Raw genomic sequence first — 16720 nt, forward strand, 5'->3', positions numbered from 1 at the left:
GCGATTGATATCACTGTAGCAGCCACCCGGCGCTGGCGTACCCGGGATCACCGCTTTTGCGATTTTTGGCCGATTCATAGGGCCCGCCTGGCCGAAACCGCCGCCCGCCGGTACAACAGGGTGCGCAACAGGAATAGCGGATTGCCCACCACATAACGCATGAACAGGCGCTTGGGCTCGCGCAGCAGGCGGTACAGCCACTCGCCCCCCAAACGCCGCAGCCATTCGGGGGCACGGCTGACCTTGCCGCCGAGAAAGTCCAGGATCGCCCCACCGCACACGATCAGGCATGGCCCGCCAGTGGCTGCCAACGCCGCTGCCACCGCTTCCTGCTTGGGCATGCCCATGCCCAGCACGATCAGCTCGGGTTGCTGGACGCGGGCCAACTGCAGATAGGTTTGCAGGCTGGCGAAGCCATCGTGAACCGACACTGGCACGATGCCGAATTCGGCTTTACAGCGCTGCACAGCCTGGTCCAGGTAGGGTTGCCGGGTGCCCCAGAAGGCGACCTTGCGCCCTCGGTAAGCAGCCATGAGCCTGGGAATGAAGTCTGTGCCGTTCATGTTGAGCCCGGGTTCCAGGCCCAGGCAGCGATACAGGATCGCCATGCCGGCACCATCGCGCAGCAGCACATCTGCGGCCGACAGCGCCTGGCTGTAGCCACCATCGCGCACCACCAGGTTCATCGCATGGGCGTTGACGAAGCCCAGCACGGTGGCCGTATCCGGTGTGGCCAGGCGATCGAGCAGGTGCTGCACGGCGGCGTCATCAGCGATCACTGCCAGCTGGTCGATCACACGCTTCCAGCGATTCTGCCACTGAGCCATCAGTCGTCATCCCGTTTTGAACGCACCCATTCAACCTGGCGCTTGATCAGGAAACTCAGGTACAAGGGAATTTTCCTGGCCGCGTAAAACGGCGCGTACAGCAACACCGAGAACGGTATCACTTCACGGCAGAAGCGCGCCCAGGCCAACACCACTGCAAAGGCCAGCAAGGCCAAACCGGCAAAGGCGAGCCACGCGGGTGCCGCCAGGCCGAACAGCAGGTACGCCAGCCAGGTCACCAGGTTAAGCCCGAGCAAGGTCAGTACCAGCAACGCCAGGGGCGGCACCAGCAAGTCCAGGGTCAAGGCCGCCAGGCTAGCGTTGCGCTGGGTGATGGCAGCCATCGCCCGCTTGGGTGCGTCGGCAAGCATCAAGCCCAGATGGCCATGCTCCCAGCGAGTGCGTTGGCTGTTGAGGCCCTGCTGGCTAAGTGGGAACTGGCTAGTGACCAGTGCCTCGGGGCAGAAAGCAGGAGGTTTGCCCTGCTGGCAAAGGTCCAGGCCCAGCTTCACATCCTCGACCAGATGACCATTGGCCAGGTTGATCAGGCTCAGATCGTGCCAGCCGAACGCCATGCCCGCGCCCATCAGTTGGCATGGCAGGCCCAGACGCGCCCAGCCGCGTGGCCGCACCAGGTTCTTGACCCGCCAGGCAAACTCGGCAACCTGCACTCTCAACCCGGCACCTGCCGGTGCACGCATCAGGTACAGCGACTGTACCGGGCGGGCAAGTGCGTGACAGCGGCGCGCCAGGCAATCGATCGCCCCCTCGCCCACCTGGCAGTCGGCATCCACCACGATGACCACCTCGGGCGGCCGCTGAGCCAGGTGGCGCACGCCGAAATCCAATGCGTAACCTTTGCCGCGCAAGCGCGTATCGTGGCGCTCTACCACTTCGGCACCGGACGCGCGTGCCAACCGGGCCGTGTCATCCGAACAGTTGTCTGCCACGACCAGCAAGCGGTCGCCGTCCAGCAGTTGCGGCGTAACGCTGGCCAGCATCGCACGAATGACCAGCGCCTCATCGTGGGCGGGCACCAACACCGCCACTCGCGGGCGCTCACCAATGCCCTTGGGCCTGGACCGCGCCGGCAGGCAAGCCAGCAACACTTGCAGCGACAGCACCGACACCGGTACCAGGACGACGATCGCCAACAGGCCCAGTAACCAACCCAATACACTTATCATGCGTATGCCTTGAAATAGTCGGCCAGCCTGGCCGCCTCGGTATCGATGTCATGCCGTTGCACGACACGCTGGTAGGCCATCTCGCCCATGCGCTGCAGTACCTCGGCCGGTTGCGCCAGGCAGTCGGCCATGGCTGTTGCCAGCTCGTCCACGGCACCGGCTGGGAACAGCCAGCCGTTCTCGCCAGGCCGGACCAGCTCGGGGATACCCGCTACATAGGTGGTGAGCACGGGCCGGCGCAAGGCCATGGCCTCCATGATGACCACGGGCAAGCCCTCGGCGAAGCTGGGTAGCACCAGCGCACGGGCGGCCAGGATTTCCTCGCGTACCTGCGCACTGCTGATCCAACCGGTGATACGCACTTGCTGCTGCAAGCCGTGCCGGGCAATCAAGGCCTCGATCTGCTCGCGCATTTCACCGTCACCCGCCAGCACCAGCTCGAAGGCGATCGACTGGGCAGCGAGACAGCGCGCCGCTTCCAGCAACAGCAGCTGGCCCTTCTGTTCGCACAGGCGCCCGATACACACCAGCCGTGGCGCCGACGGCACAGCGACCGGCGCCACCTCATGAAAGCCACGCTCCAGGCCGCAGTGCACCACCTTCACCTTGCCCCAGTGCTCGTGCGCCACCCAACGGTACAGCTGGCTGCGCCCGTACGAGCTCACCGCCGCGACAAAGGCGGCGCGGCGCACCTTCTCACCCATGTGCAAGAACTGTGGCTTGTCGAATTCTTCAGGGCCGTGCACGGTAAAGCTGTATGCCGGCCCGCCCAGGGCGTTGGCCAGCATGACCACTTCAGTAGAGTTGGTGCCGAAATGCGCGTGCACATGTGTCGCCTCCCCTGCCTGCAACCACTGCAGCACCTGGCAGGCCTCGGCCAGGTAGACCAGGTGGTAGGGCCAGGCACGGTCGGCCCGCAAGCCGAGGCGCATGGCCAGCCACAGCGCCTGGAAAAACCGCCGCGGCTGCGTACGCAGTACCTGCCACGTCGGTGCCAACAACCCCTTGAGCCCACCTTGCAATACGTAGCGGGTCTTGCCCCGTTCGGTTGTGTCCTCGGCATCCTGCACTTCGGCGTCCCACCCACGCAGGGCTATACGTTGCACCTCGACCCCTTGGCGCTCCAGCGCCAGAATTTCGCGACGGATGAAACTGTGGCTGACTTTCGGGTACTGATTGATGAAGTAAGCAATGCGCATACGAATCCAGATCCAAACCCGCTTGATGACCAACCTTCCCTGGCAACCTTCACTTCAGGCTGTCGACTACGGGCGGTCCGTCTACTGCCGATGCACTCACAGCAAATGCATCCCCCTGTTTTCCTTGTAGTCCAAGGTTGTGATTGCTGCTTGGCAATGCTGCCTGCAAACGGGTGAAAACATCGTCGAGCAATGCCTGGCGGCGGCGGTACATCGCCCGTTTCTTGGCCGGGATGTCAGTTTCCGCCCGTTGCGCCGGCGCTAATGGCAGGCTGAAAAAATCCTCACGGTCAGACGCTGTGGCACCGTGTTCTTGCCAGATCACGTCGTAGTTGGCCGCCAGGTCCTGGCCCTTGTCGCTGCCAAAATAGGGATGGCGATGGTGCCGGCAGGCGTCGCTGACGGCATACAGCTGTGTCACACCCAAGGTTCTGCCCAGGCATTTCAACGCTTCGAGCAACAGGCTGCGTGGCCGCAGCCCTTCGAAGTCCTTGGTCAGGTCACGGTAGATGGCCAGCGAGGTTTCGCTGTCGATACCTTTGTGGATGCCCTGCACCGCACCAATGAACAGGCAGGTCTCACCCTGGCTGCGGCCCAGGGTGAAGGCCAGGGATGCCACACGCAGGTCGGCCTGGAACAGGTTCAACACCAGCTCGCCTTCACGCTTGAACCAGATTGGCCGGTCCAGTACCAGGCAACAGCCCGGCGAGTGGCTGGACAGGTCACACAGCCTCAGGCTTTCGTCGCGCCCCAGCAACAGCAACGCCGGGAACTGCCCAGCCATCAATTCAAAGTGCGAAGCCACCACCTCCAGACGCTGCGGGGCCTCCCAGCATTGGCTGATGTAAGGCCATTGCACGACACCGATACAATCCACCCCCAGCCGCTGCAGACCATGCGGGCCCAGCGCCGCCGTCATGCGCTGCATGAACCCGTTCAGCTCAGGCCACTGCCTGGCGATCTGCCGTGCCAACTTGTACTTGTTGTGCATCGCCCGCAACGAGTAACCCGGTTGCAAGGTAAACACGCTTTTGACGAGGGTGCCGAGCATCATGGGTTTCTCTCACTTGTACTCGATCAAAGCCGATTTGCCAGCCGCAAGGCGGTGGCGCAGGAACTTCAGTTGGCCGAGCATTTCCGGGAACTTGCCCAACACCAGGAACACAGCCTGAAGCCAGTTCTCGCGCGTCCACTTGCCGCCGCGGCGCGCCAGGCGCACGGCCTGCAGTGGGTAGATCAACAGCAAGAGCAGGCCCCAGCCGCCTAGCAGCAGGCAGGCCAGCGCGATCACCAAAGGTATGCCCAGGCCCCACAACCAGGCCCGACGTGACTCACGCAGCCAATGCCGCTCGGGTGGCTGGCCATGCAGGTAGGCGCCCTCAGCATAGGCATGCCCAGCGCGCAGGCTACGCCGCCACCATTGGCTGAAACGCGTCATGCCGGCATCGTGCAGGGTCATCTCGGCAGCCAGTCGCCAGACTTTCCAGCCGCGGGCCCGCAAACGCACGCACAGTTCCGGCTCTTCTCCAGCGATCAGGTCAGGACGGAAGCCACCCACGGCAGCAAAGGCGTCTGCCCGCATCAGCGCATCGCCGCCACAGGCCTTGGCCTCACCGACCGGGGTATCCCACTCCAGGTCGCACAGCAAGTTGTACACCGAACGCTGCGGGAAGCGCTCACGCCGTCGACCACACACCACTGCCACGGCGGGGTGCTGCTCAAGAAAAGCCTGCGCCGTGGCCAGCCAGGTGGCATTCACCTCGCAGTCGCCATCGACGAACTGTACCAGTTGCATCGATGGCAACAGGCGCTGCAAGGCGGCAAAGCCTTCATTTCGGGCGCGTGCGGCGGTGAACGGGATACTCATGTCCAGCGCCAGCACGTCCACGCCAAGGTCGGCGGCCAACTGCAGCGAACCATCGGTGGATCCCGAGTCGACGTACATGACCTTGTCCGCCCCCTGCGCCAGCGAAACAAGGCAGCGCTCGAGACGCTGGCCTTCATTGCGGCCGATCACCACCACGCCGATCACCGTTGCCATAGGCCTCACTCGACCGATGCCGTGGCGGCCGGTTGCCGGGCCTTGATGATGGCCGGCACCCCCACTGCCAGTGAATTGTCAGGCACATCTACCAGCACGACGGCATTGGCGCCGATGATCACGTTGTTGCCGATGCGAATACTGCCCAGCACCTTGGCCCCGGTGCCAATGTCGACGTTGTTGCCGAACACCGGGGCAATCGGCTCGTCGACATTCTTCAGGCCCACCACCACGCCGTTGCGGATACGGCAGTCATCGCCGAAGCGGGCATAGCCGCTGACAACGATGCCGCCAAAATGATCGATGACGAAGTTGCGCCCGATCACCACCTCGCACGGCAGTTCGATACCGGTGATGATCTGGACGAATTTGAACAGCACCTTGTAGATGAGCGAGCACAGTTTGCGCAGCAGTGCCGGGCGCAGCGTATAACGCCAGCGGCCAAAGCGGTACACCAGCAATACCCAGAAACCCTGGGCGCCCCAGTCCCCGCCATGGGCCCGCAGGTCGGCGCGAATATTATCGAACATGGCTCCACCTACCTTGTCGGTTGGCTGGCGTACCGGGTCTTGAACAGCAAAGACCAGGTTGCCCGGCAATGACGCCAGCAGGCCTGAATGGCGCCCCAGCCGCGTCGTTTCAACAGCGCCTTGAGTGCCAGCACCAGGTCGCCCAGCGTGACCAGCAGCATGTGCAGGGCAAGCCCCGCCACCCCATGATGCTTGCGGAAGTACAGCAACTCGCTTTCGATCTGATAGGACGAGATCTGCCGGCTGGCGGCCTCCAGCTCCGCCACCGACTTGGAGCTTTCGCCACCGATGTGCACCACCGTGGTATGCGGGTAGAACACCACTTTCCAGCCCGCTTCCTTCACCCGCTTGCAGTGGTCCACCTCCTCGTAATAAAGGAAGTAGCGCGGGTCGAACAAACCCACCTTGTCGAGTACTTCGCGGCGCACCAGGTAGAAGCAGCCGGGCAACCAGTCACACTCGCGCACCGAAGCGTGGTCCCAGTTCATGTCGTCGACCATCTTCACGCCTGGGAAGAACCGCCCCAACCCGGTGCGCCCGACGAACACATTGAGCGGCGTGGGGAAGTAGCGACAACTGGGCTGCAGGTCGCCATCGCGACCCTCCAGGCGCACCCCCAGTACGCCGCACTCCGGGTGGGCGTCCATGTAGTCGAGCGTTTTTTGCAGCGAGTCGGCGGCAACGAAGGCATCGGTATTGAGCAGCAAGGCGTACTTGCCCTTGAGGTGCGCCAACAACTGGTTGTTGGCCCGGCCGAAACCCACGTTCTGCTTGTTGCTCAGCAGCAGTGCCTCGGGGCACACCTGGGCCATGCGCTGCACCGAGTCATCGCGCGAGGCATTGTCGACCACCAGGTAACTGGCCAGGCGCTCGCTGTCGGCCCGGCGCAGCGCATCGAACATCGGCTGCAACAGTCCAGCGGTATTGAAGTTGACCACCATGACATCCACAGGTTTGCTAGCCATTTCAGCTGTCCCCGAAGAAATACTGACGTCTTTGCGCCATCAGTAACGGTTCCACTTCCGGGTCGTAGGCACCGTTGCGCTGCTTCACCAGATCGATCCATGGGTAGGCTTCGCAACGTGCCTCGACCCGCTTGATCAACTGTTCGGTGGTACAAATGAACTCGGCAGGGTTGCCACCATAGACGGTGCCTGGCGGCACGTCCTTGGTCACCACCGCCCCTGCCGCCACGATGGATTCGGGCCCGATGGTCACGCGCGGCATCACGATCGCACCATGGCCGATGAAGCAGTTGTCCTTGATGTCGATGAAACCGACCGAATCCAGGTGCTTGCCAAAGCGATGCTCGATCAGCAATACCACCCCGTCATGACCGATCAACGTGCAGTCGGACAAGCCTACGCTGTTACCGATACGTACCAGCGACGGGTCGAGAAACTTGCAGCCTGTATTGACGTAGAAATTGCTGCCGACCGAATGAAAGTTGCCCCACCGGGCCAGATAGGCCCCCCATTCAAGACCAGATGGGTTGCAGAACCTCCTGTAGAATTTGCCACCTCGCCCGGTTGCATGGGCGTAGCGCGCCACTGCCTTGCGTATCAATCCTTTCATACTGCCTGGCCTCGCGATCTGAACAATCTGGAGTCTCCTGAGGCGTTCCGGTCTCGTTCTTCTAGGTGCTGACCGCATCGCACTCACCCGTGTACAACCTTCATCACGCCGCGGCGCCGCTGGCCGCTTTCATCTTGTTATCGAGGTGGTCGGCCAGCCGCAAGGCAAATTGCAACAGCGGCATGGTCGGGTTGGAGGCGCCGCCCTTGGCAAAAATGCTGCTGCCGGCGACATACAGGTTTTCGGTACCGAACACCTTGCAATTGGCATCGACCACACCAAACTGCGGCGAGGCGGCCATGCGCGTGGTGCCCATGTGATGGGCATGGGGTGCCATTCTCAGCGGTATCGAGGTGTCGTAAACGAAATCGTTGAGCTTGACGAACCCCAGGTCCATGTCGGCGAACTGCTTGGCCAGTTCGCTGCCAATGCACTTGATGGTGTGCCGGTCTTCGGCGCTAAGCACCCAATTGACATTGACCTTGGCCACGCCCAGCGCATCCTTCTTGTCCAGCAGCGAAATGCGGCTGTGCAGGTTGGGAAACTGCTCGATCATGGTGCCGATCACGCCGTCACCAGGGCAGCTGAACTTGGCGACGAAGGCGACCTTGCTGGCAAACCCCATGTCGCAGGCCAGGCTCTCGAGAAAATACTTCACCTCGGCAGTGCGGCCATAAGTTTGCACATCGGCCAGCAAGGAGGCGGTGACATTGCCTTTACCGGCCTTGTACTCGTCGACGAAAGCATCGGTGGTGTAGTACTGGCGCGGCTCTGGGTCCTGCCCGGACTTGAGGATGAAAGTGCCCATTTCGATATTCAGGTGTTCCATGAAACACCCGCCGACCAGCCCTTCCTTGCTCACCACGCCTGCGGCCACCAGGGTCTCGCTGTTCAGCAACTGCCGGGCATTCTCGATGGCCCCTGTGGCCAGAATGAAATTTCCAGCCACCAGGCGTTGACGATTGCACTCATAGTCAGACAAAACCACCGCAGCCAGGTGGCCGGAAGCCTTGTCGAACTCCAGGTCAACGCAATTACAGTTGATGAACACATCCAGGCCTGGGGTCTGCTCCAGTGCTGTAGCGTACTTCTGCGCAAAACGTGTCGGCGTGCTGAGCAGAAAACGGTCCGCCTCGAAGTCACCGCCATTGAGACCGGCATTCATCGCGCGAAAATCCGAGCCAGGCGCCAGATCGACGATCTCCATGGCTGCCGGCAGAAAGCCTTCGATCTCCGAGTAGGGAATTGGCCAGCCCGGCAAGACGCCTGGCGGGGCGACGGCAAAATCCGAAGGGGTGAATGGTCGGCACCGGCCAGCCCAGTGATTGGAGGTGCCACCCAGGTAGCGCAGGCGGGTTTCCTCGGCATACAGTTCCAGGCCGGTGGATGAGCACGCGTACAAGTCTTGCGAGTGCGGCGCATATTCGCGCCCCCCGCCTTCGGCGATCATTACGCTCCAGCCGGCGGCTGCCAGGCGCAAGCCCAGGGTTATACCCGCCGGGCCGGCCCCGATGATGCAGAAATCATAGTGATCGCGCAGCACCTTCTGCTGCTCAAAGTCCTTGATCATGCTGACGCGTTCCGGAAGTAGCGGGACGGCAATACCCAACCGTTGATTACCACGAACCCGGGCTTTTCGACCGTCTTGCCCGCAACGGCCGCCGAGGCGCCGAACACCGCGCCCCCCGCGCCGAGCAAGACACAGCTCTGGAGAAAGCCTCTACGACCCAATTGCGCAGTACAAAAAGTGAGCTTCCCCATGTTCCCGTGACCTGTAGCCATGAAAGTTACACCCGGCAAACTGCGCTACAGCCAGTTGAAAAAGGCCGTCAACAGTGCCCCGCACAGCGCCCCGACCAGCAACATCGGCAGTACCACCAGTTCACGTTTGAGGCTGAAGATATCCAGTTTGCAGTTCACATACACAACCAGCACCAGCGTTGGCACAGCATGCAGGGCAACCCCCCAGATAGCCCACTCCACCCCGCCAATCGCCAGTAACAGCGGCAACAGCCCCCATAACGAGACCAGGCGGATGATGTTGTCCATGGCCTGGTACTTGGTCAGGCCCAAGGCAATCCACACCTGATGAGCCAAGGTATAGCGCAATACGATGAACGATAGCGAGAGAATCGCCAGCATCGGCCCGGCTTCGCGGTAGCGATCGTCATACATCCAGCCGATCAGCAGCGGGCTGGCGGTCAGGAAACCGCCACAAATGAACAGCACCAGCAGGTCGACCAGCAGCCGAAAGCGGAAATACAGCGCTTTCAGGCGCGGCTTGTCGTCGGCCCGGGCCGCTTCGCTGAAAGCAGGCAGCGCCACCGCGCCGACAATTTTCATGAGCGCGGTCTGCACCGCACCCAGGATCAGCACGGCGATCGAATACACACCCAGTTGCGCCGCCGACATGCTGGCACCAAACCACATGCGGTCGCCGTACATCGCCAGCACGCCGACCATCGACGACAACAGGATCCAGCGGCCAAACACGATCAGCTCGGTCAGCGCCGAACGGTCCCAGCGCAGGTGGTTGTTGGGCCCCTCCAGGGCGGTATGCCCCAGCACGGTCCAGACGACCGCCGAAACCAGGCCTGATAACACCAGCGCCCAGATCGAATGGGTCAGCAAGCCCAGCACCAGCATCACCACCAGGCCGGCCACCTGCGAGGCAAGGTCGACCAGTACCACGCGCTTTTGTTGGAAAGTGCGTACCGCCACATCTATCTTGGTGGACTGGAAACCCCAGATGGCCGCCGACAGGCCGGTGACCGCCAGCACCATCGGCAGGACGGGCGCGGCATAGGTCGAGTCGGCCGGCCACAGCTCAGCCAGTTGGGCCAACCAAGCTCCCAGGGCCAGCAGCAGGGTAAGGGCAAACAGCAGGAAACCGCGGATGATCTGCACGGTCCAGGCGGTGTTGAGAAAGTCCGGATCGTCTCCGCGGTGGCTCTGGATGATGTTCTGGCGCAGGCCGACATCGGAAAGCAAATGCAGCAGTATCGAAACAGTGGTGGCGATGACCATCACCCCGAACATTTCCGGCAGCAGCAAGCGGGCCATGATCAGATTGCCGCCCAGGCGCATCGCCTGTGAAGCCACCTGCGAGACCAGGTTCCAAGACCCGGCCCTCAGGGCCCGCTTGCGCAGGCTCGCGGCGGCTGACACATCAATCGACGGCATGACTTCAATCTCTGACTGATTGGCTAAAAGTCACTATAGTTTCAATTAGCCACGATGCTAGCCGTTGCCCACCAAGGGAAAGGTGTACATAGCCGATGCCTGAACATTTTCGTGCGTTGATCGTCATCCTGTTTCTGGCGAGCGTGGTCTTCCTGATGGCCCGGCGGCCTGCCACCGACCTGATTCCGCTCAGCGACTACAAGCGCCGGCGCAATCTGTGGTTCCTGCTGACCCTGCTGGCTTTTTTCTCCCACAGCTTCTGGCTGTACCTGGGGGTGGGCGCGGTCGTCCTGTTGCTGGCCGGGCGCCGCGAGCACAACCCCATGGCGCTGTTCTACATGCTGCTGTTCCTGATCCCGCCAGCGTCGGTGCAGGTGCCCGGGTTTGGCGTGGTCAATTACCTGGTCGACCTGAACCATATTCGCCTGCTGACCCTGTGCGTGCTGCTGCCGGCCGCGCTGCACCTGCGCCGCCAAAGTGACACTTTGCGCTTTGGCCGCACCTGGGCCGATAAACTGCTGGCGGCCGGCCTGCTGCTGATGAGCGTGCTCTATTTGCGCGAAACCACCCTTACCGACACGCTGCGCCAGGCGCTGTACCTGTATGTCGACGTTCTCCTGCCGTATTACGTGGCCAGCCGTGGCCTGCGCCAGATCAGCGACTTCAAGGACACCCTGCTGGCCTTCGTGCTCGCCTCCTTCGTCATGGCGCTGATCGCTGTGGCCGAGTATGTGCGCCACTGGCTGTTGTACAGCGCCCTGGTCGACGCCATGGGCGTGCCATGGAGCATGTCCGGCTACCTGAGCCGGGGTGGTGCACTGCGGGCAAGCGTCACCACCGGCCAGGCGATTGCACTGGGTTACGTGATGAGCGTGGCCATCGGCCTGTTCCTGTTCGTGCAGGGCTATGTGCAACGCCCGCTGCACAGGGCCATGGGCGCCCTGCTGCTGGCCGCCGGGCTGTTCGCGCCATTGTCGCGTGGCCCGTGGATCGGCGCGGTGGTCATCGTGGTGGTGTTCATCGCCCTGGGCAAAGGCGCCGTCAAGCGCCTGGCGCTGCTGGGTGCGGCAGGCATGCTGGCGTTGCCCTTGCTAACCGTCGTGCCTGGGGGCGAAAAGGTGCTGGACCTGCTGCCGTTCATCGGTAACCTCGAGAAAGAGAACATCACCTACCGCGAGCGGCTGATGGACAACTCGTGGATCGTCATCCAGCGCAACCCGTTGTTCGGCTCCTTCGACTTCCGCAACACACCCGAAATGCAGGCGATGATCCAGGGCGACGGCATCATCGACATCGTCAACACCTACATCAACCTGGCATTGCGGGTCGGCCTGGTCGGGCTAGGCCTGTTCCTGGCGTTCTTTGCCGTCGTGCTGCGGGGTATCCGCAAGGCCATGCTCAGCTTTGCCGACAAGGACGACGAGCGACGACAGCTCGGCCGGGTGTTGCTGGCAACGCTGATCGGCATTCTGGTCATCATCTTCACGGTCAGCAGCATCACCTTCATCCCGGTGGTGTACTGGTCTATCGCTGGCCTGGGCGTGGCCTACATCCAGATGGTTCGCCGGCTGCACAATAGCCCGGCCGTGGAACTGGCAGAACCCGACCTACAACCCAGGTAATGTTCATGAATAGGCTGTCCCTGCGTCATTACGTGCGCCTTTCGGCCATTGCCGGCCTGGCCCTGCTGCCGCTGGCCAGCTGGGCTTCAGACTGGCAGGTCAGTGTCGATGAGCAAAATGGCTTGCCTACCGTGACACACGGCGGTGGCCCGGTCATGAAGGCCAAATTCGATTTCTGGGCTGCCAACTGGAGCTGGACCGGTTTCTATACCGACTTCAAGGTCAATGGCCCTTACCACTACACGCTGCGGGGCAAGAACAAGGAACTGGACTTCGACCTGCAGGCTGACATCCGTAAGGAACAGGCGCAAACCCTGAGCTGGGCCTTCGACCTCGACGCCCACAGCCGCCAGAGCGGTGTCATGGGTGGCGGCCTGGTGTTCCAGTTCGACCCGGCGCAAATCGCCGGCGGCATGGGGGCCCCGCAATTGTTGCCCGACAACCGCGGCTGGACGTGGGGCAAGGCTGACCAGGGGCGACGCATCGAAATGCGCTTCGACCCGCCACTGGCCAAGGTCTATTTCGAGCGTGGCAACCCGTCCGAGCTGCGTGCATTCCTCTACAAGGACCCGATCAGCGCCGGCCGCCAGCAGCTCAAGGCCGTGCTCAACGTGACCGGCGACATCGAACTCGGCCCGACACCCAGCGAGCGCTTCGGCCTGGCAGACCCCGCCAAGTGGCCTGATGACCAGCTGGACTGGCGCACCTCGCCGGTGGACCTGTCGTTCCTCAACGCAGCGGAAAAACCCGCCGGCAAGCGTGGCTTCGTCAAGGCGGTCGGCGACCAGTTGATGTTCGCCGACAACACCCCGGTACGCTTCTGGGGCACCAACCTGTCGGCCTACTCGCTGTTCAAGAGCCCCGACGACGAAATCCGCCAACAAGCCAAACGCCTTTCGGCACTGGGTTTCAACCTGGTGCGCCTGCATCACCACGACTCGCCCTGGGTCAGCCCCAACGTCTTTGGCGACGGCACCTTGGTGCGCGATACCCAGCAGCTCAGCGCCGAATCGCTGCGCAAGCTCGACCTGTGGATCAAGTCACTCAAGGACGAAGGCATCTACATCTGGCTGGACATGCATGTGCAGCGTGCGTTTACCGCCAACGACCACATCGAAGACTTCAAGGAGCTGCCCGAGCAGGACGGTCGCGTCGACCTGAAGGGTTACGCCTACGTGAATGACAGTATCCGGCAAGCGATGAAACGCTTCGCCGAGCAGTACCTGACCCATGTGAACGAGTACACGGGCCTGGCCTACAAGGACGACCCGGCCATCGCCGCCGTGCTGATCACCAACGAGAATGACCTGACCCAGCATTACGGCAACGCCCTGATGCCGAACAAGGATGTACCCCGCCACAGCGCGCGCTACATGACGGCGGCCAAGGCCTTTGCCAAACAGTTTGACCTGCCCGCCGACCTGACCTGGCGTGCCTGGGAGCATGGGCCGTCGAAGCTGTTGCTCAACGAGCTGGAACAACGCTTCAATGCCGACATGATCGCCCACTTGCGCAGCGTGGGCGTGAAAGTCCCCATTGCTACCACCAGCACCTGGGGCGGCAATGGGCTTAGCGCACTGCCGGCACTGAGCGTTGGTGATGTCATCGACGCCCACAGCTACGGCGACACAGGCCAACTGGAGAAGAACCCGCTGACCAGCGACGGCATGATCGACTGGATTGCTGCCGCCCAGGTCGTCGGCAAACCGCTGACCGTCACCGAGTGGAACGCCGAGCCCTTCCCGCTGCCTGACCGTCACTCGCTACCAATTTACATCGCCGGCACCGCCAGCCACCAAGGCTGGGACGCCATGCTGCAATACGCCTACAGCCAACAGGCGTTCAACCCGGGTTGGCGCACGGCGGACAACTGGCACGCGTACAACGACCCGGCGATGATCGCCACTCTGCCCGCCGCTGCCCTGCTCTATCGCCGTGCGGACGTAAGACCAGCCACCACTCGCTACGTGTTCGCACCGACACCTGCCACCCTTTACAACCAGGAAATCACCCCGCGTAACTCACCGCTGCTGCGCACGGCCATGGAAAAGGGCCAGTTGCAGATCGCCCTGCCACACACGCCGGAATTGCCTTGGCTGAAACCCGCGCCCATCCCGGCAGACGCGCAGGTGCTGCACGACCCGGGGCAAGCGCTGCTGGCCGCCGATGCCACCGAGTCGGTGACCGACACAGGCGAACTCAGGCGCAACTGGCAACAAGGCATCTACACCATCGACACGCCACTGACCCAGGCCGCCAGCGGCTGGCTGGGCGGCCGCCCGATCAACCTGGGTGCCATTCAGATACAAACGAAAACGCCTTACGCCAGCGTCGTGGTCCAGAGCCTGGACGGCAAGCCACTGGGCCAGTCGCGCGAGCTTCTGCTGTCACTGGGCACCCGTGCCATGCCCAAGGCCGATGACAAGACGCCGTTCAATGTCGAGCCCCTTGAAGGCAGCCTGGACATCAAGGCACCCGCCGGCCTGAAACTGTTCGCCCGCGATGCACGGGAGCAGCTGAAGCCGCTGCCGGTGGCCTACAAGGATGGGCAATACACCATTACCTTCGACGGCACCTACATGTCCAACTGGCTATTCTTGAAATAGAGCATATGGCCATCTACGCTCAGGTCACCTGTAGCTGATCATCCCACCTGCACGTGTCAGGGAGTGTTCACTGCGTCTGTAAACAGCAGATTCCAGGAGGTGGGGATGAAATATCTGGTTGTGGGTGGTGCGGGCTACATTGGCTCGCACATGGTCAAGCACCTGCTCGCCGCCGGCCATGAAGTGCTGGTGGCGGACCTGGTCTCACCTGGCCCCGGTATCCAGTGGGCCAAGCTCGACATCGCCGACGAAGCCGCACTGGATGTGCTGTTTGGCGTGTGCCGCTTCGATGCGGTGTTCCACTTCGCCTCGTTCATTCAAGTGGGCGAGTCGGTCAGTGCCCCCGGCAAGTACTACCAGAACAATGTCGCAGCCACCCTTTCCCTGCTGCAGGCCATGGTCAATGCCGGCATCAGGCACCTGGTGTTTTCTTCAAGTGCCGCCGTATACGGCAACCCGCAGTACGTGCCGATCGATGAAGCGCACACCAAGGGGCCGATCAACCCGTACGGGTTGAGCAAATGGATGGTCGAGCAGATTCTTGAGGACTTCGACCGGGCCTATGGTTTGAAGTCGGTAAGCCTGCGTTATTTCAATGCAGCGGGCGCTGACCCGGAAGGCCAGCTAGGCGAGCGTCACGAGCCGGAAACCCATCTGATCCCGTTGATCCTGCAGACTGCATCTGGCCGGCGCGAGGCGGTGACAGTGTTTGGTCGCGACTACGACACGCCGGATGGCACCTGCATACGCGACTACGTGCATGTGGCAGACCTGGCGGCGGCCCATGCACTGGCAGTGGATTATCTACTGGACGGTGGCGAGCGTGCCGCGTTCAACCTGGGCAATGGCCTGGGCTTTTCGGTGCAGCAAGTGATCGATACGGCCCGGGCCGTGACCGGGCGACAGATCACTGCCCTTGACGCACCGCGCCGCGCCGGCGACCCGCCACGGCTGGTGGCGGATTCGAGCAAAGCCATGCAGGTGCTGGGCTGGCGCCCGGCATTCGCTTCGCTTGAGCAGATTGTGCGGCATGCGTGGCAGTGGGAGTTGCAGTATCCCTGGAGGCGCTAAGTTGGCCTCTTAGCCTTCAGGCGCAGCACAAGGCTGCGCCTACAGGCGTATGGCCAGGGGGCTCAGTAATAGGTGCGTGGCTGTTCGTCAGCCTTGTTCAACACTGTCCCGATCAGGTTCACCGTGGCCAGGTGATGCAGGCAATCCTCGATTTCCTTCTTGTTGTTCATTCCGTTGGCCACCACCAGCAACACGCAGTCGAACTTGGGCAACACGGTGATCGCATCGTCCGAGCTGAGCAGCGGTGGCAAATCGAAAATGCAGATGCGCGATTCGTAGCGGTTGCGCAAATCGCCAATCAGGTTGTTCACCTTGGGCGAGGACAGCATCTCGGTCGACAGGGGCACGGGTACCCGCGTTGGCAGCACCACGAAGCGCGGCAAGGTGGGGTTGACCAGGCAGTCCTGCAACTCGGCCTTGTCCGTCAGAAACTCGTTCAGTGCCTGCTCCATGGGCAGGCCCAGGTAACTGCCGACCTTGGGCCGGCGCAGGTCGAAGTCCACCAGTAACGCAGTTTTGGTGGTGTGGTGGGCAATACTCATGGCCAGGTTGATCGCCAGCATGGTCTTGCCCGCTTCTGGCGTTGGCGAGGTGATGGCCAAGGTACGCCAGCCGTTCTCGTCCATGGCCCTGAGCACCTGCGTACGCAAAAGGTCGATCGGCCCGTTCATGTTGGAGTTCTTGTTGTACGCCACGATGCGGTTACGCTCCAGGTGGTCTGCACGCAGCGGTACCACCTTGGTGTTCACGTAATCGAACTGACCCGGCACTTCGGCCAGCGCCGTACCGGGGGCGGGAGACAGTGCCTGGGGAGTACCTGGGGTGACCTGATGAATATTGTTGCCAACAGCCGGCTTGATCCTGTCCATCACTGCTTTC

General features: G+C 62.3%; 14 protein-coding genes. 3 read left to right on the forward strand and 11 right to left on the reverse strand.

Features of this window, described 5'->3' with window-relative positions; genetic code table 11:
• Window positions 1-74: 74 nt before the first annotated feature.
• The 10 genes from N5D53_RS01255 to N5D53_RS01300 form a co-directional block, all read right to left on the reverse strand.
• Window positions 75-827 carry a WecB/TagA/CpsF family glycosyltransferase gene (locus tag N5D53_RS01255; protein WP_010954030.1) on the reverse strand — a complete coding sequence of 251 codons (753 nt, stop codon included), beginning with the start codon at window positions 825-827 and terminating at the stop codon, window positions 75-77.
• Window positions 827-2014: a glycosyltransferase family 2 protein gene (locus N5D53_RS01260; RefSeq protein WP_190869265.1), complete on the reverse strand. Its 1188-nt coding sequence runs from the start codon at window positions 2012-2014 to the stop codon at window positions 827-829. Before N5D53_RS01260 ends, N5D53_RS01255 begins: the two co-directional genes overlap by 1 nt.
• A complete protein-coding gene (locus tag N5D53_RS01265; protein WP_190869266.1) occupies window positions 2011-3213 on the reverse strand; it encodes a glycosyltransferase in 1203 nt (400 codons plus the stop codon). Before N5D53_RS01265 ends, N5D53_RS01260 begins: the two co-directional genes overlap by 4 nt.
• A gap of 49 nt (window positions 3214-3262) precedes the next feature.
• Window positions 3263-4267 carry a VirK/YbjX family protein gene (locus N5D53_RS01270; RefSeq protein WP_104961743.1) on the reverse strand — a complete coding sequence of 335 codons (1005 nt, stop codon included), beginning with the start codon at window positions 4265-4267 and terminating at the stop codon, window positions 3263-3265.
• A 9-nt stretch (window positions 4268-4276) separates the two neighbouring features.
• Window positions 4277-5254, reverse strand: coding sequence for a glycosyltransferase (locus N5D53_RS01275; protein ID WP_104961744.1), 978 nt, complete (start codon window positions 5252-5254; stop codon window positions 4277-4279).
• Between the two features lie 5 nt (window positions 5255-5259).
• Window positions 5260-5784, reverse strand: coding sequence for a serine acetyltransferase (locus tag N5D53_RS01280; RefSeq protein WP_064492801.1), 525 nt, complete (start codon window positions 5782-5784; stop codon window positions 5260-5262).
• 8 nt (window positions 5785-5792) lie between these two features.
• Window positions 5793-6749 carry a glycosyltransferase family 2 protein gene (locus N5D53_RS01285; protein ID WP_010954024.1) on the reverse strand — a complete coding sequence of 319 codons (957 nt, stop codon included), beginning with the start codon at window positions 6747-6749 and terminating at the stop codon, window positions 5793-5795.
• 1 nt (window position 6750) lies between these two features.
• Window positions 6751-7359: an acyltransferase gene (locus N5D53_RS01290; RefSeq protein WP_279839310.1), complete on the reverse strand. Its 609-nt coding sequence runs from the start codon at window positions 7357-7359 to the stop codon at window positions 6751-6753.
• 103 nt (window positions 7360-7462) lie between these two features.
• Window positions 7463-8929, reverse strand: a complete 1467-nt coding sequence (locus N5D53_RS01295) for a GMC family oxidoreductase (RefSeq protein WP_104961745.1) — start codon at window positions 8927-8929, stop codon at window positions 7463-7465.
• Between the two features lie 236 nt (window positions 8930-9165).
• On the reverse strand, window positions 9166-10542 hold the full coding sequence (locus tag N5D53_RS01300; protein WP_104961746.1) for an oligosaccharide flippase family protein: 1377 nt from the start codon (window positions 10540-10542) through the stop codon (window positions 9166-9168).
• Between the two features lie 95 nt (window positions 10543-10637).
• Between N5D53_RS01300 and N5D53_RS01305 the strand changes: the two genes are divergently transcribed.
• From N5D53_RS01305 to galE, 3 genes are all read left to right on the forward strand, one after another.
• Window positions 10638-12164: an O-antigen ligase family protein gene (locus N5D53_RS01305; RefSeq protein WP_104961747.1), complete on the forward strand. Its 1527-nt coding sequence runs from the start codon at window positions 10638-10640 to the stop codon at window positions 12162-12164.
• Between the two features lie 5 nt (window positions 12165-12169).
• On the forward strand, window positions 12170-14770 hold the full coding sequence (locus N5D53_RS01310) for a cellulase family glycosylhydrolase (RefSeq protein WP_279839316.1): 2601 nt from the start codon (window positions 12170-12172) through the stop codon (window positions 14768-14770).
• A 105-nt stretch (window positions 14771-14875) separates the two neighbouring features.
• Entirely contained in the window at window positions 14876-15841 is a 966-nt protein-coding gene (galE, locus tag N5D53_RS01315) for a UDP-glucose 4-epimerase GalE (RefSeq protein WP_279839318.1), read from the forward strand.
• Window positions 15842-15903: 62 nt separating this feature from the next.
• Here galE and N5D53_RS01320 read toward each other — a convergent pair whose 3' ends face one another.
• Window positions 15904-16710: a CpsD/CapB family tyrosine-protein kinase gene (locus N5D53_RS01320; RefSeq protein ID WP_190869269.1), complete on the reverse strand. Its 807-nt coding sequence runs from the start codon at window positions 16708-16710 to the stop codon at window positions 15904-15906.
• Window positions 16711-16720 lie beyond the last annotated feature (10 nt).

It is taken from the genome of Pseudomonas sp. GD03862, from assembly GCF_029840855.1.
Lineage (GTDB): Bacteria > Pseudomonadota > Gammaproteobacteria > Pseudomonadales > Pseudomonadaceae > Aquipseudomonas > Aquipseudomonas alloputida.

Bases quoted from the DNA above. Each gene is read 5' to 3' on its own strand.
- N5D53_RS01285 (WP_010954024.1), bottom strand. From the start codon at position 6,749: ATGGCTAGCAAACCTGTGGATGTCATGGTGGTCAACTTCAATACCGCT.
- N5D53_RS01305 (WP_104961747.1), top strand. From the start codon at position 10,638: ATGCCTGAACATTTTCGTGCGTTGATCGTCATCCTGTTTCTGGCGAGC.
- N5D53_RS01310 (WP_279839316.1), top strand. From the start codon at position 12,170: ATGAATAGGCTGTCCCTGCGTCATTACGTGCGCCTTTCGGCCATTGCC.
- N5D53_RS01295 (WP_104961745.1), bottom strand. From the start codon at position 8,929: ATGATCAAGGACTTTGAGCAGCAGAAGGTGCTGCGCGATCACTATGAT.
- N5D53_RS01290 (WP_279839310.1), bottom strand. From the start codon at position 7,359: ATGAAAGGATTGATACGCAAGGCAGTGGCGCGCTACGCCCATGCAACC.
- N5D53_RS01265 (WP_190869266.1), bottom strand. From the start codon at position 3,213: ATGCGCATTGCTTACTTCATCAATCAGTACCCGAAAGTCAGCCACAGT.
- N5D53_RS01270 (WP_104961743.1), bottom strand. From the start codon at position 4,267: ATGATGCTCGGCACCCTCGTCAAAAGCGTGTTTACCTTGCAACCGGGT.
- N5D53_RS01320 (WP_190869269.1), bottom strand. From the start codon at position 16,710: ATGGACAGGATCAAGCCGGCTGTTGGCAACAATATTCATCAGGTCACC.
- N5D53_RS01260 (WP_190869265.1), bottom strand. From the start codon at position 2,014: ATGATAAGTGTATTGGGTTGGTTACTGGGCCTGTTGGCGATCGTCGTC.
- N5D53_RS01255 (WP_010954030.1), bottom strand. From the start codon at position 827: ATGGCTCAGTGGCAGAATCGCTGGAAGCGTGTGATCGACCAGCTGGCA.
- N5D53_RS01300 (WP_104961746.1), bottom strand. From the start codon at position 10,542: ATGCCGTCGATTGATGTGTCAGCCGCCGCGAGCCTGCGCAAGCGGGCC.
- N5D53_RS01280 (WP_064492801.1), bottom strand. From the start codon at position 5,784: ATGTTCGATAATATTCGCGCCGACCTGCGGGCCCATGGCGGGGACTGG.
- N5D53_RS01275 (WP_104961744.1), bottom strand. From the start codon at position 5,254: ATGGCAACGGTGATCGGCGTGGTGGTGATCGGCCGCAATGAAGGCCAG.
- galE (WP_279839318.1), top strand. From the start codon at position 14,876: ATGAAATATCTGGTTGTGGGTGGTGCGGGCTACATTGGCTCGCACATG.